The sequence below is a fragment of the Mycobacterium sp. smrl_JER01 genome (assembly GCF_048513595.2).
Classification (GTDB): domain Bacteria; phylum Actinomycetota; class Actinomycetes; order Mycobacteriales; family Mycobacteriaceae; genus Mycobacterium.
The window spans coordinates 4259484-4283775 of sequence record NZ_JBLXXK020000001.1; the positions used below are offsets into that span (position 1 = coordinate 4259484).

Below are 24292 nucleotides of genomic sequence, written 5' to 3' on the forward strand. Positions count from 1 at the left end.
ACACGCCGTCCGGCACCAGGCCACGACGAGCGTGCGGGTTCGCCGGTTTTTGCGCGGCGTGTCGGCTGCAGACACGCACGCTCGCCATCCGGGTGGGCGCGGTCAGGCGATGAGCTCGATGTGCTGGGCGGTCTGCACATCGGCATAGCGGTGCGGGCTGCAGGTCAAGATGATCACCTGCCCGTCGCCGGCCACCGCGTCGAACACCTCGGCCATCCTGGTCAACCGGTCGGTGTCGGAGAATCCCAGCGCATCGTCGATCACCACCGGCACGCTGTCCTCCTTGGCGACCAGCGAGGCTCCCGCCAGCCTCGCCACGATGCCGAGTTGCTCTTTGGCCCCACCCGACAGTGACTCGTAGGGCACCGTGCGCCCGGACAGGGTTCGCTGCCCGATGCGCAGTGAGCTGTCCACATCCACCTCGAAGCTCTCGCCGAACACCATGCGGCCCAACCGTTCCACCTCGTCCCGGAACGGATCGACATAGCGTTGGCGCATCGCGTCGCGATGCCGGCCCATCACCGCCCTGAGCAGCTCAGCTGCCCTGGCCCGGCGCCGGACCCGGACGAACTCCGCCTCGGCGCGTTCCCGCTCGGTCTCGGCCGCATCGAGACGGCCCTTGCGCCCCTCGGTGCCGTACACCTTGAGCGCGGCGGAGACCTCACGCAGTGCCTCGGTCACCTGGGCACGCCGCGCACCCGCCGCCGCGGCCACCCGCTCGGCGTCGGCCAGGGTGGCTGCCACCGATTCAGGCTCATGCCGCGCCAATTCGGCGCTGACCCCGGCGAGCACGGCATCGGCCTCGGCCACCGCCTCGGCGTCGGCCTCGGACCGCACGGCCAGCTCATCATCTCCGGTGATCGCGCGCTGTTCGGTGAGTCGCTGGGCGGCCGCGGCCAACTCGGTTCGGGCGGCCTGCAGCTTCTCCAGCAGTCGGGCCGTGTGCAAACTGCGGGTGGCGAACAGCTTGCCCGCCTCCTCGGCCACTTTGCGCTGGGTCTCGCACGCCTGGATGGCCTGCTGGTGGGCCGCGGTGGCTTCGAGCAGCTCCAGTCGCTGCGCTGCCGGATCGAGCGCCCCGTCCGGCTCGAAAAGCCCTTCGGCGGAGGGCATCCCGGCGTGCAGCTCGTTCAGGCGGGACCGCAGGTCGTCGATGTCGTCGTCGGCGCTGAGGGCTTGCAGAATCGCCCGCAGCTGCTGGCGGGTCGCGCGCAGTTCGCGGCGGCGCCCATCCAGCGCGCGTGCGGACTCGACATCGGCCACCCCGGCCCGCCGCAGCGCCTCGGTCAGCCGAGCAGTGGCATCCTCGAGGGCGCTCTGGGTGGCCGCCGCCGACGCCCCGGGCACCACCCGCACCGAGACCACGCCGGGGACCTCGACACCGGTCGCCGAACCCGATGTGGCCGACCAATGTTCGCCGGCACGCAGGGCGACGTCCTGGCCGTTGATGCGCAACGCGACGTCGGCGGCGGCGGCCACCTCGATGTGGGCCGAGGTCTGCTCGGCAGCGGCAGCGGCGCGATCGACGGCGGCCGCGGCGGCCTCGACCTCACCCAGCAGCGCGTCGGTGAGCGCGATCGCCGTCAGGTCGTTGTGTACCGTGGCCAGCTCGCGTTCGTGACGCTCGATCGTCGCGATGCGGGTGGCAAGACGGTCGGCCTCCTCGCGGTCGGCCAGCCGCTGCACGGCGACCCTGGCGGCGTCGACCCGGTCCTGACTGCCGTTCAGCGCGGCACGGGCTTCCCCGGCGGCCTGCTCGGCTTCGGTTTGCATGTGCTTGGCAGTGTCCAGTTCGTCGACCGCGGTATCGGCGTCGACCTGCAGAGCCGCCAGTGTCGCAGTCCGTTCGTCGATCTCCGCCCGGGCTCGGCGCCGCTCGCTGAGTGCGGCTGCGGACACCGTGTGCGCGGCACGGGCAGCATCGGCCCGGACCGCGGCCTGCTGCAACTGGCCCTGCAGGACCGCCACCGCCTGCGCGGCTGCCTGCGCCGCGGCGACCTGCTCGGTGGCCGCGGCGCACTCCAGCGCGAGCCGGGACAGATCCGCGGTGAGACCGGCGTGGCTGCGCACCGCCTCGTCCACCTCGGCCATCGCCGCCGCAGCGCGTGCGACGTCCTCATCGGCCTCGCGCAAGCGCACCGTCGCGGCCGCCCATTCTCCGGTTGGACGACCTGTGGCGGTGAAGAAGCGCCGGTACTCCTCTTCGATGCGATCGATCAGCAGAGTGTCGGCGGCGCCGCCGACGGCCGGCGCGTCCTCGACCTCACCGGCAACCACGTCGAGCGCTCGCGACAAGGCGCCGCACCCGGAGAACTCGGCAGCCGACGTCGGCGCCGACTGCAACACCCGCTGCGCCTGCCACAGGTCGAGGTCGACGGATTCGGCGAGCATGGCCCGGACCCGCTCGTGTGCTTCGTCTCCGGTGAGTTGCTCACGGCGCGGAGTGAGCACGGTCAGCTCGGTCTCGGGACGCTTGTGGAAACGTTTGCGATACACGAACCGGTACAGCCCGGCCGAGATCTCGGCCGTCACCTCCGCACCGACATCGGCGTGGGTGGGCTTGACCTGCTTGACCTCCTTTTTGCTGGACCGGTCCTTGGACTCCAGCAGCAGGTCGAGCGCTTCGAGCATCGAGGACTTGCCCACTTCGTTGGGACCGCTGACCACCACGACACCGCGGTCGGGAAACTCGATGTCGCGGTGGGTGATTCCGCGGTAGTTGGTCAGGACCAGCCGGTGCAGCTTCACGCCGCGCCTCCTTCGGTGAGCCGCAGCAACAACGCCAATGCCGCCCGTGCATCCTCGGCGTCCTCGCCGGTCGACCGGGCCGTCGACACCAGCTCGTCGACCGCCGCGGCGGCGAAACCGCCGATGCCGAGATCGTCGAACTCACCGTCGGCGGGCATCACGGCAAGCGAGGTCTGTGCGTCCCAGGGCACCAACGCCGCGAACAGCCGGGCGTAGCGGTCCAGGCAGGCGTCCAGTGCCGCGCGGTCGGTCACCGTCAGCGATCCGGTCAGGCCGAGCCGGATCACCGTGCGTTCCTTGTCCGGCATCTGATCGAGGTTGATGTCCAGGTCGGCGATGTCGCGTCGGTTGTCGACGGTGTGTCGCAGCGACATGAAGCGCCACGTACCGACGCGATGGGCCTGAACCCGTACCGGCCGCCGCGGGTCGGATTCGTCGATGTCGACCGCGAGTACCTGACCGGGATCGGTTTCGATGTCGTCGTAGTTGGTGACCTCGGGCGAACCGGAGTACCAGATCCGGCCCGTCGAACCGACACCCATCCGGGAGTGCTTGTCGCCCAGCGCAACGTAATGCACCGCACCGCGGTCGATGGCGGACTCCAGCGGCTCCAGCCCGATCAACGACGCACGGTCCTTGTCCGGAACGAGGATGTCGACCGCGCCGTGGCCCACCACGATGCGCGTCACGCCCGGCGCGGCGTCCAACCCGTCGAGGACACCGGCCACCAGGTCGCGGGTGGGCGCCTTCGAGTACCAGGGCGCTGCGACGAGTTCCAGCCCCGGCCGGACCTCGTGCACACCCGGCCGGTCGAGCACCACGACGTTGTCGGGCTTCTCGGAGCTGAACAACGCGCTGGTGTAGACCGAGGACGCATCCAGCAGGTCGTGGTTGCCGGGCAGCAGGAAGACCGGGACGGTGATGGCGCGCATGGCTTCGAGTGCGGTGCTCACCTCCCGGGGAGCCAGCTGGTTGTGTTCGAACACGTCACCGGCGACGACGACGAACTCGGCGCCCACCTCGTCGGCCAGCGACCCCAACCCGGCCACCGCGTCGCGCCGCGCGGCCGAATAGCGCGGCTGCGCATCGCCGTTGAGGTAGTGACGGGTCATACCGAGCTGCCAATCGGCAGTGTGCAGAAACCGCATCTCGCCCCGCCCCTTTCCGTCGTTTTCCGTCGGGCATGGCTACTGTAGGTCGAGCCGCCGACAACGACGTGGACGCGCACCGGCATGGCCTACGGTTGACTGATGACCGACCGCCACCGCACGCTGCTGTTGCTCCGTCATGCCAAGTCGGACTACCCGGACGGCGTCGTCGACCACGACCGTCCGCTGGCGCCCCGTGGTGTCCGGGAGGGCGCCCTGGCCGGCGACTGGATCAGGACCACCGTGGGAGCTGTCGACGCCGTGCTGTGCTCGACCGCCACGCGTACCCGGCAGACCCTGGAACGCACCGGGATCACCGCGCCGGTGCAGTACGTCGACCGCATCTACGACGCGACGCCCGGCGTTGTGATCGAGGAGATCAACGGCGTGCCGTCGCTCTTCGACGACGAGGTGTCGACCCTGCTGGTCATCGGGCACGAGCCGGTGATGTCGTCGCTGGCGCTTGGGCTCGCCGACGAAGGCTGTGCCGGAACCCGACCCCACCGCGACATCTCCACGAAGTTCCCGACGTCGGCGGTGGCGGTGCTACGCACCACGACACCGTGGGAGAATCTGGCGCTGCGGGGTGCGCAACTGGTCGACTTCCACGTGCCCCGCTGACCGGTCAGGCGCGGGTGGCCAGCGTCAACTCCATGAGCTTGACCGCCATGCCACAGGCATCCATCCCGGGAGTCTGCGGGTTGACCCACCAGCCGACGACACCGGCGGCATCGCTGGCGACACCGCACGCTCCGTTGGGGTCGTTGGGTCGCATGACGATCGACTGGATGCCCGCGACATTGCGGTCCTCGATCTGATACTCCAGCTGCTGGGCCACACTGCGCTCGTTGTCGAGGCTGCCCGTCTCGAACCAGAACCGGGTGATGTCGACCAGGCCTGCCGGGTTGGCGGCCTGCCAGCGGCAGATCGCGCCGACGAACGTGCTCTGGATGTCGAGCGGATCGGCGCCGACCGTCTCGGCGAGGATGTCCTCGGTGAGGACCTCGCATTCCTTGAGCAGGTTCGGATACTTGCGCTCCGAGTTGTCATTTCGGGGCACGTCACCGGAGCCGGATCTGGCCGCGGTGCCCTCGACGGTCTGGGTGCACCCGGTCAGCACGACAAGCCCGGCCAGTGCGGCAGCCGCCACCGTGCGCATGCGGCGGGTCATCGCGAATTCACGATCGACTGGCGGGTGAGTTCCTTGGCCACCTCGCAGGGATCCGGATACGGCGGCTGCGAGTAGCTGATGGACCACTCGATGAAGTCGTCGTCGAACTGGATACCGACCTCGCACAGGTTCACGCCGACCCTGGGATCGAGACTCTCGTTGATCCCGATGAACCCGTCGTGCCCCTCGATGTTGATGTCCTCGACACTGGTGCGGGACAACTCCATGGTCTTGCGCTCGCGCCCGATGGGGCTGCCGCGGAACCAGGAGAAGGAGAAGTGCGGACCGAGGATCGATCCGCCGGACAACCACTGGCAGCCCACCGAGGTCTTGGCGGTGTTGACCAGGCCGGGCACCTCGGTCTGCCTGGTGATCTCCTCATCGCTGATGCCGCCGCACTCGGGGAAGAACGGGCCGTGCGCGATGCTCTGCTGCGCCGCCTCGGTGGGCGGCACGGCCGGGCCCTGCGGCTCGGAGTCCGAGCACCCGGCGAGCACCGGGAGCATGGCCGCGGCAGCAACGGCGAGCACCTTCACCGGTCGGCGATGTCCACGGAAGCTGGGGGTCACGCCATGCACTGTAGCGGCAGCCTCAGGGACCAACCACCGACATGCCGACTGACCAGCACATTTATCGGATTCTCAGGCAGCCGAGGCGTTCTGCGCCGACACGCTCGTGGGCGCGGGACCCGCACGGCGGGTGTGCGACAGTAGCGGGATGCTCTGGGGGCTGCTCCGCCGGTATGCCAGGCCGTACCGCCGGCTGCTGATGGTGGTGGCTGCGCTTCAGGTGATCAGCACGCTGGCCACGCTTTATCTGCCGACCGTCAACGCCGCGATCATCGACGACGGTGTCGCCCAGGGGGATCTGCGGCGCATCGTCGAGCTGGGCGCGGTGATGCTCGCCGTCACGGCCTTGCAGGTGGTGTGCGCGGTGGGCGCCGTGTACTTCGGCTCGCGCGCCAGCATGGGCGTGGGCCGCGATCTACGCTCGACCATGTTTCACCACGTCACCGGATTCTCCGCCGAGGAGGCGGCCCGGTTCGGCGCACCGTCGCTGCTGACCCGAACCACCAACGACGTCCAGCAGATCCAGCTACTGGTCCAGCTGACGTGCACGATGCTGATCACCGCACCGATCATGTGTGTGGGCGGCATCTTCATGGCCGTGCACCAGGACGCGGGGCTGTCCTGGTTGCTGGTGGTCAGTGTGCCGGTGCTGGCGCTGGCGAACTACTGGATCGTGTCTCATCTGCTGCCCATCTTCCGCCGGGTGCAGAGCCAGATCGACGGCATCAACCGGGTCATGCGCGAGCAGTTGACCGGGTTGCGGGTGGTCCGGGCGTTCGCGCGGGAACCGTTCGAGCGCAAGCGTTTCGCCGAGGCGAACACCGCGTTGGCGGGCAGCGTGCTGGAGGCCGGCCGCTGGCAGGCGCTGATGCTGCCGGTCACGACGTTGGTGATCAACGTGTCCAGCGTGGCGCTGATCTGGTTCGGCGGAATGCGTATCGATGCCGGTCAGATGCAGGTCGGGTCGCTGATCGCGTTCCTGTCCTACTTCATGCAGATCCTGCTCGCGGTGTTGATGGCGACGTTCATCCTGGTGATCATCCCGCGCGCGTCGGTGTGCGCCGAGCGGATCACCGAGGTGCTGGCCACCGATCCCACGATCACCAACTCCCCCACCGCAGCATCGCCGGCAGTGATCGCCGGCGAGATCCGGTTCGACACCGCGACATTCGCCTATCCGGGTGCCGATCGTCCGGTGCTCCAGGACGTCACGTTCACGGCTCGTCCGGGAAGCACCACTGCGATCGTCGGTTCCACCGGTTCGGGGAAATCCACGCTGCTGTCGCTGATCTGCCGGCTCTACGACGTCACCGGCGGATCGGTGTCGGTGGACGGGATCGACGTCCGTGACATCGACATCGAGCGTTTGTGGGCGGCGATCGGATTGGTCCCGCAACGCGGATACCTGTTCTCCGGCACGGTCGCCGACAACCTGCAACTGGGGGCGCCGCCCGGACGCCGGGCCACCGACGAGCAGATGTGGGCAGCGCTGCGCGTGGCCTGTGCCGACGATTTCGTGAGCGATCACCCCGAAGGACTGTCGATGCGGGTCGCCCAGGGCGGCATGAACTTCTCCGGCGGTCAGCGCCAGCGCCTGGCCATCGCCCGAGCGGTCATCCGCGAACCCGCGGTCTACCTGTTCGACGACGCATTCTCCGCACTCGACGTGCACACCGACGCCCGAGTGCGTGTGCGTCTGCGCGAAATCTCCGGCGATGCCGCAGTCGTGATTGTCTCGCAACGCATTTCCACCGTCGCCGACGCCGACGTGATCGTCGTCGTCGACGACGGTCGGGTGGTAGGGACCGGCACCCACGATGAGCTGCTGCGCGGCTGCCGACCGTACCGGGAGTTCGCCGAGTCGCAGTCGGTGCCGGTGGGAGAACGATGAGCGGACCACTCGCGCGGCCGATGCGCATGAACGAGCCGCCCCAGGCTCGATCCCGCGACTTCAGAGGTTCGGCGATCCGGCTGGTGAAACGCCTCACTCCGCATCGGCGGCTCACCGTCGCGGTGATGCTGCTGGGTATCGGTGGCATCGCGGTCAGCGTGGTCGGTCCGCGGATCCTCGGACACGCGACGGACCTGTTGTTCAACGGCGTCATCGGCCGCCAGCTCCAGCCCGGGCTGACCAAGGAACAGGCGGTGGAGGCTGCCCGGCAGCGCGGGGACGGCACCTTCGCCGACCTGCTGTCGGGCATGGACGTCGTCCCGGGCCAAGGGGTCGATTTCGGCGCGGTGGGCCGCACGCTGGCCCTGGCGTTGGGCCTGTACCTGATTGCGGCGCTGATGGTCTGGATCCAGGCACGACTGCTCAACGTCGTCGTGCAGCGCACCATGGTGATGTTGCGCGCCGATGTCGAGGACAAGGTGCACCGGCTGCCGTTGCGGTACTTCGACTCCCGGCAGCGTGGTGAGGTGCTCAGCCGCGTCACCAACGACGTCGACAACCTGCAGCAATCGCTGATGATGTCGATCACCCAGCTGCTGACGTCGGTGTTGACCGTGCTCGGCGTACTGGTCATGATGTTGACGATCTCGCCGCTGCTGACGCTGCTGACCGTGGTCACGGTGCCGCTGTCGTTGTGGGTCACCCGCTCGATCGCGAAGCGTTCCCGCGCACTGTTCGTGGCCCAGTGGACCAACACCGGCAGGCTCAACGCCCATATCGAGGAGACCTACAGCGGGTTCACCGTCGTGAAGACGTTCGGCCACCGCGCGCAGGCCGAGCAGCAGTTCCGCGAGCTCAACGACGACGTCTATCAAGCCAGCTTCGGAGCCCAGTTCCTGTCCGGTCTGGTCGCCCCGGCGACGATATTCATCGGCAACCTCAGCTACGTCGCCGTCGCGGTGGTCGGCGGTGTGCAGGTCGCCACCGGGCAGATCACCCTGGGCAGCATCCAGGCCTTCATCCAGTATGTCCGCCAGTTCAACCAGCCGCTGACCCAGATCGCGGGCATGTACAACACTCTGCAGTCCGGGGTCGCTTCTGCGGAAAGGGTTTTCGATCTCCTCGACGCCGAGGAGGAACCGCAGGACCGGCCGGCCACCCTTCCCGACCCGGTGGGCGGGGGCTCAGGTCGGGTGGAATTCGAGCGGGTCTGGTTCGGGTACCGGTCCGACGCACCGGTGATCGAGGACCTCTCGCTGGTTGCCGAGCCGGGCACCACGGTCGCGATCGTCGGTCCGACCGGCGCCGGTAAGACCACCCTGGTGAACCTGCTGATGCGGTTCTATGACGTGGACTCCGGCCGGATCCTGCTCGACGGAGTGGACATCTCGTCGGTGAGCCGCGACTCACTGCGCTCACGCATCGGCATGGTGCTGCAGGACACCTGGCTGTTCGCCGGGACGATCCGGGAGAACATCGCCTACGGTCGCCCCGAGGCCCGCGAGGATGAGGTGATCGAGGCAGCCAGGGCGGCATATGTGGATCGGTTCGTGCAGACGTTGCCCGACGGTTACGACACCCGGGTCAACGACGGCGGCACGAACATCAGCGCCGGCGAGAAGCAGCTCATCACGATCGCCCGGGCGGTGCTCGCACAGCCCCGATTGTTGATTCTCGACGAGGCCACCAGCTCGGTGGACACCCGCACCGAGGTGCTGATCCAGCGCGCGATGAGCCGGCTGCGCGAGGACCGCACCAGCTTCATCATCGCCCACCGCCTCTCCACGATCCGCGACGCAGACATGATCCTGGTGATGGAGGCGGGCAAGATCGTGGAGGGGGGCACCCACACCGAGCTGATGGCCCGGCACGGCGAATACTGGGCGATGGCCAGCCGCCGCTGACCAGGCGCCCGGCCCTGCCGGGTGTCAGAACGTTCGCGTCTAGAGTTGCGGTCCGGCCGAGCGCAGGTCATCGACCTCACGCATGGCCTCCCGCAGCCGGTCCAGCCACTCGTCGGCGTGGTCGCCGACCAACCGCACACACCAGCCCAGCGCGTCAGAGCGCGATCTGGCCACCCCCGCGTCGACGAGGGTGTCGAGCACCCGGCGCTCCGGTTGCCGCAACCGCGTCATCACCGGAACCGCCAGATGGGTGAACAGGATTCGCTCGGTCCGCCCGCCGTCGGGAGCTGTCGAGTCGGCGCCATCGACATCAGCCTCGACAGCAACATCGGCATCGACATCGACATCAACGGCGACATCGACGCCCCAGGAAACCTTGCGTCCGTACCGTGCCTCGGCTTCGTCGGCGATCTGCATACGTTCCGAGCGTGTCTGCTCCCGGAACCGGGCAGCCCGTCCGGACGCGCGCGCTTCACTTTCGGGATGGTCGGCGTCGGCGAGCCGGCCGACGACCGTGATCTCTTCGCGGTCGACGGTGACTTCAGGCTCACCGGCAAACCAGTCATCGGGCAGCCGGCCGGCGAACCATTCGGTCGCGTCGGCGGCATCGGGTTGTTCGGCCTGCTGCCAGCCGCCGGGGCGGGCAGCGCGTCGGCCATGGGAATGGTGTCTCATGTTTACATAATTACACCGTTGCACGCCTGGTGAGAGGATTACGCCCACGGCTGAACCGGGACGTCAGCCTCGTTTGCGCAACACGGCCACGCCGCCGCCGAGCACCGCGGCGATCAACAGCAGCGCCGCCCAGCCGGCGCCGAACAACCACCACACCACCGCGAGCGCGGCCACCACCGGTGACAACGCGAAGAGCACCATCCCCGGGTGCTGCCTGACAACCGCGAGCGCGCCTTGGGCGCGCTGCCGGTCCATTTCCTTGCCCATTCCTCCACAATGCCAGCGGACCGAATTGCCAGCGGACCGAAGTGCCACCGCACCGAATGCCACCGGACCGAATGCCACCGGGTCGGCGCGGAACGGCGAATACAGTGAACGCGAGAACCCGCTGGAAGGAGACGGCCATGACAGCACCCGGACAAGGCAGTTGGCAGCCCGACCCCGAGGGACGCTTCGACTACCGCTGGCACGACGGACGGCAATGGACCGACCAGGTGTCCCACCACGGACAGGTGCAGCGGGCGGCGCTCGGTAGCGCACCCGCCCCGCAGCCGGGTCCCTACGAGGCTCCCCAGGAACCGGGCCGGCACCAGGCACACCCCGTCCCGGGCGGGGCCGACGGATTCGCCGGTATCAGCGGAGATCTGGTCGATGGCCGGTTCAGCGAGAAAGAGACCAGAGCCATCGCCAACCAGAACACCCGGATGCTGCGGGTGCGACTGGGTGAGCCGTTCATGGCCAGGCAGGGATCGATGGTCGCCTACCAGGGCAACGTGGAGTTCGCCTTCGAAGGCGGCGGGGCGTCGAAATTCATCAAGAAGGCACTGACCGGGGAGGGTCTGCCGCTGATGCGCTGTCAGGGCCAGGGCGACGTGTTCCTCGCCGAACGGTCCTACGACGTACACCTGCTCAATCTGGACAATTCCGGCCTGTCGATCAGCGGGAAGAACGTGTTGGCGTTCTCGTCGAGCCTGGACTGGAACATCGAGCGGGTCAAAGGCGGCAGTGTGGTCGCCGGCGGACTGTTCAACACCACCCTGCGCGGTACCGGGTGGGTCGCGTTGACGACCGACGGCCCTCCGGTGGTCCTCAACGCCGCCGAGGCCCCGACATTCGCCGACACGAATGCGGTGGTGGCCTGGTCGGCCAACCTGCAGACCCAGTTGAAGACGAGCTTCAAGGCCGGCGCCCTGATCGGCCGTGGCTCCGGGGAGGCAGTGCAGGTGTCCTTCTACGGCAACGGTTTCGTCATCGTGCAACCGTCCGAAGGTGCGCCGGTCGCCACGGCGCAATAGACCTTCACGCTGGACGGCCGACGGACGAAGCGCAACCCCGCCCGTCGATCAAAGCTCCAGCAGCACGGCGACCGGGCCGTCGATCAAAGCTCCAGCAGCACGACGACCGGGCCGTCGATCAAAGCTCCAGCAGCACGGTGACCGGGCCGTCGTTGACGAGTTCCACCTGCATGTCTGCGCCGAACACGCCGGTCTGCACCGACGCGCCGAGAGCCCCGAGCGCGTCGGCGAACGCGTCGACCAGCGGTTCGGCCACCGCGCCGGGGGCCGCGGCGTTCCAGGTCGGCCGTCGACCCTTGGCGGTGTTGCCGTACAGGGTGAACTGACTGACCACCAGGATCGGCGCGCCGATGTCTCCGGCGGATTTCTCGCCGTCGAGAATCCGCAGGGTCCAAAGCTTTTCGGCCAACCGCCGAGCCTTGATGACATCGTCGTCGTGGGTGACGCCCACCAGCGCGAGCAGGCCCTGTGTCCGCGGGCGGATCTCGGCCACTGGCTGACCCTCCACCGTCACACGGGCCGCGGTCACCCGCTGCACCAGGATCCGCATGGCGGCAAACCTACAGTGAGGCCAGCAGGTCCCTCATCGTGGCGATCTCACGCTGCTGGGTTTCGATGATCTCGTGGGCAAGCTCGACGGCCTCCTGGGACTGACCGGTGTCGACCTGGGTCTGCGCCATCGTGACCGCACCCTCGTGATGGGTGATCATCCCGTTCAGGAAGAGCCGCTCGGCGTCGACGCCCTGCGCCTGGCGGAGCTGCTCGAGCTGCTCCTCGGTCATCATCCCCATCGCCGCATGCGCGGACGGGTCACCGCCCATGTCGTGGCCTTCGTGGCCTGATGGTTCGTGGTCTGACGGTGCCGAGGCACCCCATTGCGTCAGCCACTGCTGCATCGTGGCGATCTCCGGGCCCTGCGCGGCCTTGATCTGTTCGGCGAGTTCGGTCACGCGCGGATCGATGCCCTGCTTGGCCAGGATGATGTCGCTCATCACGATGGCCTGTTCGTGGTGCGGGACCATGTCGCGGGCGAAGGCGACGTCCGCGTCATCGTGCACCTGGGCACCCGCGTCATCGTGCCCTTGGGCTTCCTCGTCGGAGTGGGCACTGCCATCGGCGTGTTGCGACGTGGTCTCCTGCGCACGGTCGTCGGCGTTGCCTGCCTCGGTCCCGCCGTCCGCGCATCCGACCACCAGCACCAGGGTGGCCCCCACGGCACTCGCTCCAACCAGCAGACTGCGTTTCGACAACAACTCCCGTACTCCTCTCGTAGCTGACATCTATACCCTAGGGGGGTACGGTACATATAGGCAATCAATGGCAGGAGGGCGATGAGCACCACGACCATCACCGTCGAGGGTATGAGTTGCGTCGGTTGCGCCAATTCGGTGCGCGCGGAGCTCACCCACATTCCCGGCGTTGTCGGGGTCGATGTCGACGTATCCGAAGGTACCGTGACCATCGACAGCGACACGCCGGTGGACCCCGTCGACATTCGGGCGGCGGTCGAAGAGGCCGGCTACACCTTGGCGGGCTGACGCTCGTGAGTGCCTCGGCGAGGATCGCCGCTTTCGTGGCCACACTGGCCGTGGTGTTCGCGGCCGCACTGTGGGTGGGCAACGCGATCGGGCCGGACCCGACAGTTCCCGGGCCGCACCCTGCAACCGGTGAGCATCCCGATCCCCACCCAGGACACGGGTCATGACAACGCTCGAACTGGCCATCGACGGGATGACCTGTGCGTCGTGTGCGACACGCGTCGAGAAGAAGCTCAACAAACTCGACGGTGTCACCGCCACGGTCAACTTCGCCACCGAGAAGGCCCGGGTCGAATTCGACGGCGCCGTATCTTCCGAGCAGCTCGTCGCAGCCGTGGAATCCGCCGGCTACCGGGCGACTGTGCCCGGCTCGTCCCGCCCGGCCGAGACGGCCGAAGACCCGGCCGCGGCGCTCAAGCGCCGCCTGGTGATCTGTGCGGCGCTGTCGGTACCGGTGATCGCGATGGCGATGGCCCCGGCGCTGCAGTTCACCTACTGGCAGTGGCTGTCGTTGACACTGGCCGCGCCGGTGGTGATCTGGGGAGCCTGGCCGTTCCATCAGGCCGCGTGGGTCAACCTGCGTCACGGCGCCGCCACCATGGACACCCTCATCTCCATGGGGACGCTCGCAGCGCTCGGGTGGTCGATCTACGCGCTGTTCTGGGGCACAGCGGGCGTACCGGGAATGACGCATCCCTTCGAGCTGACGATCGCGCGCACGGATGGCAGCGGCAACATCTACCTCGAAGCAGCCGCCGGTGTGACCACGTTCATCCTGGCCGGCCGGTACTTCGAGGCCCGGGCCAAACGGCGCGCCGGCGCAGCGCTGCGCGCCCTGCTCGACCTGGGTGCCCGGGAGGTCACCGTCCGCAGAGCCGGCGGTGAACAGCGAATCCCGGTCGACCAGTTGCGAATCGGTGACGAATTCGTGGTCCGACCGGGTGAGAAGATCGCCGCCGACGGTGTGGTCGTCGACGGCGCGTCTGCAATCGACGCGTCGATGCTCACCGGCGAATCGGTGCCCGCCGAGGTGCAGCCCGGCGATCAGGTCGTCGGCGCAACGGTCAACGTCGACGGTCGGCTGGTGGTCCGTGCCGAACGCATCGGAGCGGACACCCAGCTGGCACAGATGGCGCGACTGGTCGAGGACGCGCAGAACGGAAAAGCACAGGCACAGCGGCTCGCCGACCGCATCTCCGGCGTCTTCGTCCCGCTCGTGATCGCGCTGTCGGTCGGAACGTTGGGGTTCTGGATCGGCAGTGGGTATCCCGTCGCGGCAGCGTTCACCGCCGCGGTGGCGGTGCTGATCATCGCGTGCCCCTGCGCGCTCGGACTGGCCACCCCGACCGCGCTGATGGTGGGGACCGGCCGGGGCGCCCAGCTCGGCATCCTGATCAAAGGCCCCGAAGTGCTGGAGGACACCCGCCGGGTGGACACCGTGATCGTGGACAAGACCGGCACGGTGACCACGGGGAACATGACATTGACCGATGTGGTCGTCGCCGATGGCGAGCAGCCGGACGAAGTGCTGCGGATCGCCGGCGCCGTGGAGAGTCCGTCGGAGCATCCGATCGCGCGGGCCGTCGCCGCGGGCGCCCGGGACAAGCTCGGTGAACTGCCCGCGGTCGCAGGCTTCACCAACCTGCGAGGCCTGGGCGTCTCGGGTGAGGTCGACGGCCGCGCGGTCCTGCTGGGCCGGATCCGCCTGCTGAACCAACGATCCCTCGACATCCCCGAGGAGCTCCGCGCCGCGGTGACACGTGCCGAATCCGGCGGCAGCACCGCGGTGGTGATCGGCTGGGACGGCCGGGCGCGAGGCGCCCTGATGGTCGCCGATGCGGTGAAACCCAGCTCTGCCGAAGCTGTTTCGCTACTCAAGCGGATGCACCTGACACCGATCATGGTGACCGGTGACAACGAGGCGGTCGCCCGCGCGGTGGCGGCACAGATCGGTATCGACGAGGTCGTCGCCGGCGTACTTCCCCAGGACAAGGTCGGCACGGTCAAGCAGCTGCAGCGTGACGGCAAGGTTGTGGCGATGGTGGGTGACGGAGTCAACGATGCGGCCGCGCTGGCACAGGCTGACCTCGGGTTGGCGATGGGCAGCGGCACCGATGTCGCGATCGAAGCCAGCGATCTGACACTCGTCAGCGATGACCTGCGAGCGGTCCCGGATGCGATCCGGCTCTCCCGCAGGACGTTGAGCACGATCAAGGGCAACCTGTTCTGGGCGTTCGCCTACAACGTCGCCGCCCTGCCGCTGGCTGCGGCGGGGCTGCTGAACCCGATGATCGCAGGTGCCGCAATGGCTTTCAGCTCCGTGTTTGTGGTGAGCAACAGCCTGCGGCTGCGTTCCTTCACCCTGTCCCGCTGACCACGGACCGCCACGGCCGTCGTCGGGTGGATGCCCGTCAACGAGGTGACCCACGCCGCTGTCCAAACGAGGTTGACGGTCATCTTGATCTGTTGGTTGGGTGACTTGTAAAGACTCGGATAGCAATTTCGGAGGGCCGCTATTCGCAGCATTTCCAGAGTGGCGTGCACTCGCTCGGCGAAGACGGAGCGCTGGAGATTGTGCAAGGAATCGTCGACGAACGGCTCGCAGTCGTGACCCTGTTCGACGACGACGAGGCTGTCGCCTACACGACGATGGACACGGGCGCCGGACCGACCAGTGGAGAGCCCCCATCCCTACAATCGCATGCGGGCGCGCTCGTGGAATGGCACATTCGACGCCGACCCCTGGCGATCGGCCGCATCACCGTGAGTGCCTGATCCTTTGCACGAAAAGGTATTTGCGCGACCAGACGCAGGTGACCGCGTCCCACGTCACGGGCCCTCGGCGTTCACGGTCCTTCGTCGTCTTCGGGGAGTAGGTATCTTTCGGGGTGGTGGTGGCCGTTGACTCGATGTTGCCCGGTGTCGAGGTCGGGTGGCGGGTGCCATTCGGTGTGGTTCTTGGCGTTCTTGCGGGTGGTCCAGCCGGTGTTGTCGAGCATGCGGTGGTCTGACGGGCAGGCGAACGTCAGGTCGTCGATGTCGGTCTGTCCGTCGTCTTTCCAGTCTGCGATCGCGTGGTGGACCTGGCACCAGTAGCCGGGGGCGGTGCAGCCCGGGCGGGTGCAGCCGCGGTCGCGCGCATGCAGCACGATTCGTTGCGCGGCGTTGGCCAACCGCTTGGCCCGGCCCAGGTACAGGGATTGGCCGGTGTGCTGGTCGTAGACATACAGGTAGTGGTGAGCCTGGGCGGCCAGCCGGATCAGGTCCGGCATCGGCAACAGCGATCCGCCGCCGGTGACCGCCATCCCGGCCCCTTTTTCCAGCTCCTGCAGTGTCGTCGACACGACCATCGTCACCGGTAATCCGTTGTGGGTGCCGAGTTCGCCGGATTCCAGGACGCGGCGGCCGACCGCCAAGAACGCGTCATGGTTGCGCTGGGCCTGGGTGCGCGGATCAGAGCCCCGTCGCTCGGGCGGCGGATCATGATCACCAGCCGACGCCTCACCGGAGGGCGGTTCGGCGCCCGCCCCGTTGGCGACCTCGCAGTCGCCGGCGTCGGTGTCGGTGTCGGTGTGGGGCAGGTTGGCGCCAGGGGCGGCTTCTTTGGCGAAGATCGCCTGCCAGATGGCTAGGGCTTCGGGGGTCAGGGTGCCCGAGATGGTGGCGGTGCCGTCGGGGTGTTGCTTGCTGATCCGAATGCCGCGTTTGCGGGCCCGCTCCTGGTCGCATGGTTCGGCGCCATCGGGGTCGATCATGGCCAGCAACACCCCGGCGGCCTCGTCGAGGCCTTCGGGATCCAGCCCGGAACCCGCGTGAGCCAGGTGTCGGTCGGCTTCGGCGCGGGTATCGACGTCGACCCAGGCGGGCAGGTCCTTGTGGAACTTCGCAATGATCGCCACGTGCTCCTCACTCAGCAGTCCCTGGGCCTGGGCGGCGGCAGTGGCTTCCCACAGCGGCGGCAAGGGCTGCCCGGTCAGTCCGCGACGCGGGCCCAGAGTCTTTGCCCGCCTCAGCCGCCGACGGGCCTCTGCACCGGAGATCCGCAAGGAGGTGGTCAACACCGTCTTCCACGACGCTTCGCCGAGCCGGGCGGGTTCGGTGTCGCTGATCACCGAGGCGAGCAGTTGATGTTCCACAGTGGGGATGCGGCGCAGGTTGCGTTCCAGCCGCGCCTCCAGCTGAACCCGCTCGGCGGGAGTGAGCGCGTCGTAATCCAACGCCAGGATCGACTGCATCACCGTGTCGAGGGCATCGAAGGCCCCCAACACGTCCTCCCGCGAGCAACCCATGTATCGAACACTAGTTCGATGCACCGACAAATCCGCCCGCGATGTGACCCAAGAAACCACAGTGACCAAAGAAATTTCAGAGGCCAGAAATTTCAGAGGCCAGAAATTTCAGACGCCCTAGAAACCACAGTGACCGAGAACCACAATGACCTCGAAACCACAATGGCCCCCTGAAACATTCAGAGGCCCTAGAACATTCAGAGGATGGTGGCTCTGCGCGCCCGGAACGTCTTCACATCGGACTTGATGCCCTTGAGGTGCTTGCCGCCCGCGAACGACCACGTGAAGCGTTCGTCCTCACCGATCTCCTCGCGCGTCGTTTCGGCCACCAGCACCGATCCGGGCCTGGCCGCCCCCGTCACGCGGGCCGCAAGGTTCACCGGGCTTCCGAACCAGTCCCCGGCCCGGCTCACCGCCATCCCGGTGGCGATTCCGGCACGCAGCCGCGGAAAGTCATCGTCGTCCTCGGTCTCGTCGACCAGTCTCAGAAGGGTGTCGAGCAGCGGCGCCGCCTCGGGGCTGACCAACATCACCTCGTCACCGATTGTCTTGATGAATCGCACTGGTGCAACGGCGAATTCGCGCGTCATGTCGGCCAGCCGCTGCGACAACTTCTCGAGATCCTCCGGCGGAACCGCCTCCCCGAGGCGGGTGAACCCCACCAGATCGGCAAACCCGATCGTCACCAGCCGTGCTCCGGGAAGGTGCTGTCCCTCAGCCCGTTCGGTCGCGTTGACGGCTTCGGTCTCGATCGCGTGGCGCAGCTGCAGCAGCAGCACCTCCTGGATCATCGGACCCAGCAGCGGCGCCAGGCTAGCGACGAGCACCTCGGATTGCTGCGCAATCTCCAACTCCGTTGCGCCCGGGCGGATGACGGCAGCGAGTGCCGCATAGCGCATCGCCTCGGCCGCACGCGACAACCCGTCGCCCAAGAGCCGGGTGATCTGCACCAGCTCGTCCGGGTCGATCCCGGCATCGAGGAAATCGCGGGTGAACTTGGCGGCTTCAGCGTCGGCGCGCAGGAACACTTCCGCGTCCGGGTCCTCGACCCGAGGCAGACCCATCGCGCGTTGAATCCGCTCGAACAACTCCAGGTCGACACCGGCATCGGTTGCCGCCTGCCGCGCCGACACGTACTGCCCGTCGTCGCCGATGACGCGCCGCGATGCCAACAGCATCGGGGCCGGATTGCCCTTGATCTGGTCGACGTCGACGCCGCGCCGGATCAACCAGCGGATCAGCTCGGCGCGCTCGATGCGCGCGTCACCGACGAGCCCGTCGAGCAGCTCGGATGTCTCCAGATCGAGGTCTTCGGCCACGTGCCCCAACGTATACGGAATAGTCGGAGGCATGACGTCCCCGACGCTGCAGAGCTTCCCGCCGCTCGCAGTGCCCGGCGCACAGATACTCATTCTCGGCAACATGCCCGGTGACGCGTCACTGCAGGCGCAGCGCTACTACGCCCATCCGCGCAACGCGTTCTGGGGCATCACCGCCGAGCTTTTCGGGTTCGATGCCGCCGCCACCTACCGCGACCGAGTCGCCGCGCTGACCGGGGCCGGCGTCGCGGTGTGGGATGTGCTCAGGCACTGCCGAAGGGTAGGCAGCCTCGACTCGGCGGTCGAGCCGGACAGCATGGTGCCCAACGATTTCGCCGCATTCTTCGCTGCCCACCCGACGATCACCCAGGTGTACTTCAACGGCGCCGCCGCCGAGAAGAACTACCACCGCCTGGTCACCGCGCCGGACACCATGACCTACACCCGGCTGCCGTCCACCAGCCCGGCACAGACCATGTCTTACGACCGCAAGTTGGCGGCGTGGCGCCAGATCAAGGCCGCCGTCCGTAGGTAGCGGCATACTCCCCCGGTGTGCTGCCCAGCATCACCCGGAAATCGTTGATGAAGTGCGCCTGGTCGTACCATCCCAGCCGGACCGCGAGGTCGGCGAAGTCCACCGCCGGGTCGCTCTCGATCTCCAGCGCGGCGTTCTGCAGGCGGTACCGGCACAACACCCATTTGACCGGCACGCCGACATAGCGGCGAAACACACGCTGGGTGGTCCGCACGCTCCACGGCGAGTGACTCATCACCTGCTCCACCCGATGAACGCCACTGTCGTCCCTGATCCTGTCCACCAGGGCCACCAGGGCCGGATACGTAGGGTCAGGGTCGGCGCCGTGGGCGATCATCCGGTCGAAGGCGGCCGCCGCGGCGTCGACGTCGTCCGGTAACCGCGCCGGCCCGCCGAACACGTCGTCTGCCGGCTGTATCCGGCCGGTCATCGTCGACGCATCGCCGCCGAACCTCGCGGTGAATCCCCCTGGGCGGAAGCGCGCCCCGACCACCCAACCCCGCCCGCGGATCGTGGTGCGGAAAACCTGGTCGACGACGCCGTGGACGAGTGTGTTCGGCAACGGAAAGCCGTGCCGGGCACCGTCTTCCCCCCACTCCCGGGTGATGTGCATGCAGGGGAACGTGATCACCGCGGTGTCGAAGGGGTCCTGTCCGCGCAGGTCCCACGCGACGGACCAAAAGTGTTCGACGTACCGCGCGGTCCGGCCGTCGGCGGGCCACCGGCGCAGATCGAACACCGACGAGCTGGCCGGGCGCCCGACCACACCGCGCAGCGGCTCGCCGGCTGTCGCGTTTTTCCAAGCACCCACGGTATCTAGGCTACGAAACTCGGACCTATGACTGCCTCACCCATCCCAGCCGGCTACACCAGCCTGACCCCGTTTCTCTGTGTCGACAGCGCGTCCGTGGCGATCGACTTCTACACGGAGGTGTTCGACGCGACCCTGGTCGAGAAGGTGGACGGACCAGGCGGCACCGTCGCCCACGCCGAACTGGATTTCGGCACCGGACGTCTGCAGCTCGGCGATCCGGCCGACGCGTACGGCATCGCCGCACCCGACACCAGCTCCGACACCGTCACCTGCTCGATCGCGCTGTACTGCCCCGACGTCGACGACGTGGTCGCCAGAGCGGCGAAGGCCGGCGCGACGGTCCGCGAAGCGCCGCAGGACTTCGCGACCGGGGACCGGTTCGCGTCGATCCGCGATCCGTTCGGTGTCCGCTGGACCCTGATGACGCGCGTCGAGGACCTTTCCGCCGAGGAACGCAACCGCCGTCTGGGCGAATGGGCGGTCCAGAACGCATAGAGGCTAGCCTCACGGCATGTCCTGCGTGTTCTGCGCCATCGTCGCCGGCGAAGCTCCTGCCATCCGGATCCACGAGGATGCCGACTACCTCGCCATCCTCGACATCCGCCCGTTCATCCGGGGCCATACGCTGGTGTTTCCGAAGGCGCACACCGTCGACCTGACCGATACACCCCCGCAGACCCTGGCGGGAATGACGGCCCTGGGTCAGCGCATCGCCATGGCGGCGCGCGCCTGCGGACTGCACGCCGACGGCAACAACCTCGCCATCAACGACGGCAAGGCCGCGTTTCAGTCGGTGTTCCACATTCACCTGCACGTGGTGCCGCGCCAGGCCGGCGACAAGCTGTCATTCGCGAAGGGAATGTTGCTGCGGCGTGATGCTGACCGCGAGGAGACCGGACGGCTGCTGCGTGAGGGACTGGCGCAACTGGACGCCGCCGAGCAGGATTGACCCATGGGCGTCGCGCTGTGGATCGAACAGAACATCGGGACTCGGCTGCTGATGGTGCACGACAAGCTGTACAAGAGCACCGACGGGCGCATCGGACACCGCATTCCGCTACCCGGTGTCGCACCGTCGCTGCTGCTACACACCGTCGGCGCCAAGACCGGCAAGCCGCGGACGAACACGTTGTCGTACTTCCCTGACGGTGACAGCTACTACGTCGTCGCGTCCAAGGGCGGTGACCCGAAGGCGCCGGGTTGGTACCACAACCTCAAGGCCCGCCCCGATATCGAAATCAACATCGGGCCACAGCGATTCGCGGTCACAGCCACCCCGGTGACCGCCGACGATCCGGACTATCCGCGGCTGTGGAAGATGGTCAACGACGGCAACTCCCACCGCTATGACGGTTACCAGAAGCGGACGACCCGCAAGATCCCGCTGGTCCGACTGACACCGAAGCCCTAGAAGATCTCCTTGGCCAGCAGTTCCAGCGTGGCCTCCCGGGCCGGCGCGGAAGCCGGGTCCACACCGCGGAACGCCGACGCGACCGGATGCACCATCACCTCGTCGACCTCGAACTTCTCGGCCAGAGCACGCAGTTGGTCGCCGGCCTCGGCCGGCGAACCGACCACCGCCTGACGAAGCCCCGCCTCGATGACCGCCTGCGCAGCAGCGCTGACTTCGCGCGCCTCGGCATCCTCGACCAGGTCCAGCGGCACCATCGGTTGACCGGTGCGCAGCCGCGCCATCATCTGCAGGTTCGGCAGGATCAGACGCATCGCCTCGTCCCGGGTTACGGCGACTGCGGCGTTGACGGTCAGAAACGTCACCGGCTCCGGCGTCAGATCGCTGGGACGGAAGTTATCCCGGTAGAACCGTAACGCCTCCTCGGTGCCCTGCCCGGAGAAGTGATGCGCGAAGACATACGGCAGACCCTTGGTCGCGGCCAGCCGTGCGGAGTACATCGACGAACCCAGCAGCCACAGTCGCGGCTCGGTGACGGCGGCCGGGGTGGCCTTGAGAATGTAATTGTCGCGCATCAGGTCTCGTGGCAGCGATACCCGCACACCCCTGCTACTCATCAGCGCCACAACGTCGTCGAGGTAGTCGGGAAAGGCCTCGACGTCGCGCTCGTCACGGCCCGCCGCCCCGCGCAAAGCCAGCGAGGTCACCGGATCCGAACCCGGGGCCCGGCCGATCCCGAGGTCGATGCGGCCGGGGTGGGCGGCCTCTAACAACGCGAACTGTTCGGCGACGGCCAGCGGTGCGTGATTGGGCAGCATCACCCCGCCCGAGCCGAGTCGCAGTGCCGCGGTGTGGGCGGCCAGGTGGGCGATCAGCACCGGCGGACTGGTCGCCGCGACCGAGGGCATGTTGTGGTGCTCGGCGACCCAGTAACGGGTGTAGCCCAACCGGTCGGCGGTCTGCGCCAGCAGCGTCGAGGCAGCGATCGCATCGGAGGTGCTCTGGTCGGAGCGCACGGGGACGAGGTCGAGGACAGACAGACGCATTGATGGTGCAACGCGCCGCGGCACCGTTACGTTCCCCGGACCTCGGGCGGTGTCTGGAGCAGACGCCGGATGGGACCCAGCGCCCGGTCCACGCCGACTCCGCGCAGCGCCGCCTCACGGACCACGGCCAGCAGACGACTCCGCCGGAACATCAGCCGGGCCAGCCTTCGGGAGTTCTGCTGCGCGGCGATGACCCGAGGTCGTTGGGTGCGTTCGTAGCGGCTCAGCACCGCAGGCAGGTCCGTACGGCGGGCGTCGCGCAGCAGGCGGGCCAGCACCCACGCCGACTCCATCGCCATGCCCGCACCGATGCCCGCGGTGGGCAGGAAGCCGGCTGCGGCATCACCGAGAAGCACGGTGCGGCCCCGGACCCAGTCGCGCGCGCGGATGTCGGCGAGCGCCCAGAAGTACGGGTCCTCGGCCGCCACCACCGCCGACATCGCACGACCGATCCTCGGCGTGGGGCTGCAGATGCGGTGGCGCATGCTTTCGACGAACTCGCGGGGACCGGCTTTGGTGTCCTCAGCGACGCCGCCGAGGAACACCCCGAGCCGATCGGCCACCGGGTACGTCGCCACGAACGATCCCGCCCCCCAGAGTTCTTCGCCCAGGTCATGGTCGCCGTCGGGCTCCGTCCACACCACCCAGCCGCCCCATCCGGTGTCGAGCCGGTCCACCGTGTGGCCGAGCAACTCCCGGGTGCGCGATCCCATCCCCTCGGCGATGACGACCACGTCGAATGCCAACGTGGCGACGCCGTCGTCGCTGACGATCGAGACCGCGACCTCCTCGCCGCTATCGGTGCTCCGATCGGTGACACCGCACACCCAGGCGCCCGTCGTCGCTGCGGCGCCGTCACCGCTCAGGACGTCGATCAGACTGCCGCGGTCGATGCCGAGGTAGTCACCGAACGGGTTCACCACCGCGGCGATCGAATCCTCCCTGAGGCGGCGACCGGTGTGGCCGTCGACCGCATAGCGACGGATCGGGATTCCGGCGTGCCGGTAGCGGTCGCGCGCGCCGAGGTCGTCGATCGCCGGATCGGCCATCGGCAGGAGCGCCAGCATGTACCCGGCCGGCACCGTGTCGCGGGCGCGTTCGATCAGCACCGCGTCGACGCCGGCTCGCCGCAACAGACCGGTGATCGTCATACCGGCGACACCGGCACCGCAGACCAGGACCCGAAGTCCACCCCCGGCCGCTTTCGCGTACTGCTGCGCGAGCGACACGTGGTGCAACACGACCGCGAATCTACCATTGTCTGTACCAGCCGGTCCACAGAATGGATACTGGTAATCTCCGGGCATGCGGAGTGGTCGATTACGGCGATTACCTGCGGAGCGCAGAGCCCGCCTTGTCGAGGTCGCAGCCCGAGAATTCGCCGATAGAGGCTTTGCCGCCGCCTCACTGAACACCATCGTCACACAGTGTGGAATGAGCAAGAGCTCGTTCTACTACATCTTCGAATCCAAGGAAGAACTTTTCGATTTCGTCGTGACCGAATCAGTCGCGAAGTTGGCGGCCGCGATCCCTGTTCCGGCCGCCGAGGAGTTCGCCGCGGGGGATTTCTGGGCCCGTGCGGAGGCGTTGCTCGCCGCGTTCGCGCACACCGCTGCGCAGGATGCGACGCTGCTCGATGTGGGCCGGATGTTCTACCGTGCGGCGCCGGACACCGCACGCAGTCCGGTCACCGCGACGCACGTCCGGGCCCACACCTGGGTGCGGGACGTCCTCGCGGTGGGGCGCCGTCGAGGCGCCGTGCGCGACGATCTGCCCGAGGATCTGCAATCCGACCTGGCCTTCGGAGTGCTCCAGATATTCGACCGCTGGTCGGTCAACCACCTCGACGAGCTCGACAACGCCCGGACTGCAGCGCTGACGGCCGCTCAACTGGCCGCGCTGCGGCGACTACTCGCGCCGTGAGCCCCATCGCCGTTCG

Annotated in this window: 26 protein-coding genes; 13 read left to right on the plus strand and 13 right to left on the minus strand. The window is 67.9% G+C overall.

Features of this window, described 5'->3' with window-relative positions; all coding sequences use genetic code 11:
* Positions 1-102: 102 nt before the first annotated feature.
* Positions 103-2748 (minus strand): AAA family ATPase, encoded by a 2646-nt coding sequence (locus ACNUDN_RS19765; protein WP_419123467.1) that lies wholly within the window; start codon positions 2746-2748, stop codon positions 103-105.
* Positions 2745-3896: a metallophosphoesterase family protein gene (locus ACNUDN_RS19770; protein ID WP_419123468.1), complete on the minus strand. Its 1152-nt coding sequence runs from the start codon at positions 3894-3896 to the stop codon at positions 2745-2747. The genes ACNUDN_RS19765 and ACNUDN_RS19770 overlap by 4 nt, the downstream gene beginning before the upstream one ends.
* 102 nt (positions 3897-3998) lie before the next feature.
* On the opposite strand from ACNUDN_RS19770, the gene ACNUDN_RS19775 reads away from it, so the two are divergent.
* On the plus strand, positions 3999-4517 hold the full coding sequence (locus tag ACNUDN_RS19775; protein ID WP_419123469.1) for a SixA phosphatase family protein: 519 nt from the start codon (positions 3999-4001) through the stop codon (positions 4515-4517).
* 4 nt (positions 4518-4521) lie between these two features.
* Here ACNUDN_RS19775 and ACNUDN_RS19780 read toward each other — a convergent pair whose 3' ends face one another.
* Both ACNUDN_RS19780 and ACNUDN_RS19785 read right to left on the minus strand, forming a co-directional pair.
* Positions 4522-5067: a DUF3558 domain-containing protein gene (locus tag ACNUDN_RS19780; protein ID WP_419123470.1), complete on the minus strand. Its 546-nt coding sequence runs from the start codon at positions 5065-5067 to the stop codon at positions 4522-4524.
* A complete protein-coding gene (locus ACNUDN_RS19785; RefSeq protein ID WP_419123471.1) occupies positions 5064-5645 on the minus strand; it encodes a DUF3558 domain-containing protein in 582 nt (193 codons plus the stop codon). The genes ACNUDN_RS19780 and ACNUDN_RS19785 overlap by 4 nt, the downstream gene beginning before the upstream one ends.
* 139 nt (positions 5646-5784) lie before the next feature.
* Here ACNUDN_RS19785 and ACNUDN_RS19790 point away from each other — a divergent pair, with 139 nt between their 5' ends.
* Both ACNUDN_RS19790 and ACNUDN_RS19795 read left to right on the plus strand, forming a co-directional pair.
* Entirely contained in the window at positions 5785-7527 is a 1743-nt protein-coding gene (locus ACNUDN_RS19790) for an ABC transporter ATP-binding protein (RefSeq protein WP_419123472.1), read from the plus strand.
* Positions 7524-9431: an ABC transporter ATP-binding protein gene (locus tag ACNUDN_RS19795; protein WP_419123473.1), complete on the plus strand. Its 1908-nt coding sequence runs from the start codon at positions 7524-7526 to the stop codon at positions 9429-9431. The genes ACNUDN_RS19790 and ACNUDN_RS19795 overlap by 4 nt, the downstream gene beginning before the upstream one ends.
* 39 nt (positions 9432-9470) lie before the next feature.
* Here the strand turns inward: ACNUDN_RS19795 and ACNUDN_RS19800 are convergent, their stop codons facing one another.
* Positions 9471-10106 carry an Rv1265 family protein gene (locus ACNUDN_RS19800; RefSeq protein ID WP_419123474.1) on the minus strand — a complete coding sequence of 212 codons (636 nt, stop codon included), beginning with the start codon at positions 10104-10106 and terminating at the stop codon, positions 9471-9473.
* A gap of 63 nt (positions 10107-10169) precedes the next feature.
* Positions 10170-10373, minus strand: a complete 204-nt coding sequence (locus ACNUDN_RS19805) for a hypothetical protein (RefSeq protein ID WP_419123475.1) — start codon at positions 10371-10373, stop codon at positions 10170-10172.
* A 137-nt stretch (positions 10374-10510) separates the two neighbouring features.
* Between ACNUDN_RS19805 and ACNUDN_RS19810 the strand changes: the two genes are divergently transcribed.
* On the plus strand, positions 10511-11401 hold the full coding sequence (locus tag ACNUDN_RS19810) for an AIM24 family protein (RefSeq protein WP_419123476.1): 891 nt from the start codon (positions 10511-10513) through the stop codon (positions 11399-11401).
* Between the two features lie 118 nt (positions 11402-11519).
* Here the strand turns inward: ACNUDN_RS19810 and dtd are convergent, their stop codons facing one another.
* Both dtd and ACNUDN_RS19820 read right to left on the minus strand, forming a co-directional pair.
* Positions 11520-11951, minus strand: a complete 432-nt coding sequence (dtd, locus tag ACNUDN_RS19815) for a D-aminoacyl-tRNA deacylase (RefSeq protein ID WP_419123477.1) — start codon at positions 11949-11951, stop codon at positions 11520-11522.
* A gap of 10 nt (positions 11952-11961) precedes the next feature.
* Positions 11962-12654 (minus strand): DUF305 domain-containing protein, encoded by a 693-nt coding sequence (locus ACNUDN_RS19820; RefSeq protein WP_419125230.1) that lies wholly within the window; start codon positions 12652-12654, stop codon positions 11962-11964.
* Between the two features lie 78 nt (positions 12655-12732).
* Between ACNUDN_RS19820 and ACNUDN_RS19825 the strand changes: the two genes are divergently transcribed.
* The 4 genes from ACNUDN_RS19825 (at position 12733) to ACNUDN_RS19840 (ending at position 15714) form a co-directional block, all read left to right on the plus strand.
* Complete coding sequence (locus tag ACNUDN_RS19825) at positions 12733-12939, plus strand: heavy-metal-associated domain-containing protein (RefSeq protein WP_419123478.1); 207 nt, start codon at positions 12733-12735, stop codon at positions 12937-12939.
* Between the two features lie 5 nt (positions 12940-12944).
* On the plus strand, positions 12945-13106 hold the full coding sequence (locus ACNUDN_RS19830; protein ID WP_419123479.1) for a hypothetical protein: 162 nt from the start codon (positions 12945-12947) through the stop codon (positions 13104-13106).
* The gene (locus ACNUDN_RS19835; protein ID WP_419123480.1) at positions 13103-15313 is read left to right on the plus strand and encodes a heavy metal translocating P-type ATPase; all 2211 of its coding nucleotides are present in this window, start codon (positions 13103-13105) and stop codon (positions 15311-15313) included. Before ACNUDN_RS19830 ends, ACNUDN_RS19835 begins: the two co-directional genes overlap by 4 nt.
* A 164-nt stretch (positions 15314-15477) precedes the next feature.
* Complete coding sequence (locus tag ACNUDN_RS19840; protein ID WP_419123481.1) at positions 15478-15714, plus strand: hypothetical protein; 237 nt, start codon at positions 15478-15480, stop codon at positions 15712-15714.
* A 71-nt stretch (positions 15715-15785) separates the two neighbouring features.
* On the opposite strand, the gene ACNUDN_RS19845 is transcribed toward ACNUDN_RS19840, so the two are convergent.
* Positions 15786-17228, minus strand: a complete 1443-nt coding sequence (locus tag ACNUDN_RS19845) for an HNH endonuclease signature motif containing protein (RefSeq protein ID WP_419123482.1) — start codon at positions 17226-17228, stop codon at positions 15786-15788.
* Between the two features lie 197 nt (positions 17229-17425).
* Positions 17426-18547 carry an adenylate/guanylate cyclase domain-containing protein gene (locus ACNUDN_RS19850; protein ID WP_419123483.1) on the minus strand — a complete coding sequence of 374 codons (1122 nt, stop codon included), beginning with the start codon at positions 18545-18547 and terminating at the stop codon, positions 17426-17428.
* Between the two features lie 31 nt (positions 18548-18578).
* On the opposite strand from ACNUDN_RS19850, the gene ACNUDN_RS19855 reads away from it, so the two are divergent.
* The gene (locus tag ACNUDN_RS19855) at positions 18579-19082 is read left to right on the plus strand and encodes a DNA-deoxyinosine glycosylase (RefSeq protein WP_419123484.1); all 504 of its coding nucleotides are present in this window, start codon (positions 18579-18581) and stop codon (positions 19080-19082) included.
* Here the strand turns inward: ACNUDN_RS19855 and ACNUDN_RS19860 are convergent.
* Entirely contained in the window at positions 19060-19893 is an 834-nt protein-coding gene (locus tag ACNUDN_RS19860) for an AraC family transcriptional regulator (RefSeq protein ID WP_419123485.1), read from the minus strand. The two genes, ACNUDN_RS19855 and ACNUDN_RS19860, sit on opposite strands and share 23 nt — an antisense overlap.
* 27 nt (positions 19894-19920) lie before the next feature.
* Between ACNUDN_RS19860 and ACNUDN_RS19865 the strand changes: the two genes are divergently transcribed.
* From ACNUDN_RS19865 to ACNUDN_RS19875, 3 genes are read left to right on the plus strand one after another with little or no spacing between them, the layout of a single operon-like run.
* Positions 19921-20391 (plus strand): VOC family protein, encoded by a 471-nt coding sequence (locus ACNUDN_RS19865; RefSeq protein WP_419123486.1) that lies wholly within the window; start codon positions 19921-19923, stop codon positions 20389-20391.
* A gap of 16 nt (positions 20392-20407) precedes the next feature.
* Positions 20408-20845 (plus strand): HIT family protein, encoded by a 438-nt coding sequence (locus tag ACNUDN_RS19870; RefSeq protein ID WP_419123487.1) that lies wholly within the window; start codon positions 20408-20410, stop codon positions 20843-20845.
* A gap of 3 nt (positions 20846-20848) precedes the next feature.
* A complete protein-coding gene (locus ACNUDN_RS19875) occupies positions 20849-21307 on the plus strand; it encodes a nitroreductase family deazaflavin-dependent oxidoreductase (protein ID WP_419123488.1) in 459 nt (152 codons plus the stop codon).
* Here ACNUDN_RS19875 and ACNUDN_RS19880 read toward each other — a convergent pair.
* The gene (locus ACNUDN_RS19880; RefSeq protein ID WP_419123489.1) at positions 21304-22353 is read right to left on the minus strand and encodes an LLM class flavin-dependent oxidoreductase; all 1050 of its coding nucleotides are present in this window, start codon (positions 22351-22353) and stop codon (positions 21304-21306) included. The genes ACNUDN_RS19875 and ACNUDN_RS19880 overlap by 4 nt on opposite strands.
* A gap of 26 nt (positions 22354-22379) precedes the next feature.
* A complete protein-coding gene (locus ACNUDN_RS19885; RefSeq protein WP_419123490.1) occupies positions 22380-23594 on the minus strand; it encodes an FAD-dependent oxidoreductase in 1215 nt (404 codons plus the stop codon).
* A gap of 64 nt (positions 23595-23658) precedes the next feature.
* On the opposite strand from ACNUDN_RS19885, the gene ACNUDN_RS19890 reads away from it, so the two are divergent.
* Positions 23659-24276 (plus strand): TetR/AcrR family transcriptional regulator, encoded by a 618-nt coding sequence (locus ACNUDN_RS19890; RefSeq protein WP_419123491.1) that lies wholly within the window; start codon positions 23659-23661, stop codon positions 24274-24276.
* Positions 24277-24292: the final 16 nt, after the last annotated feature.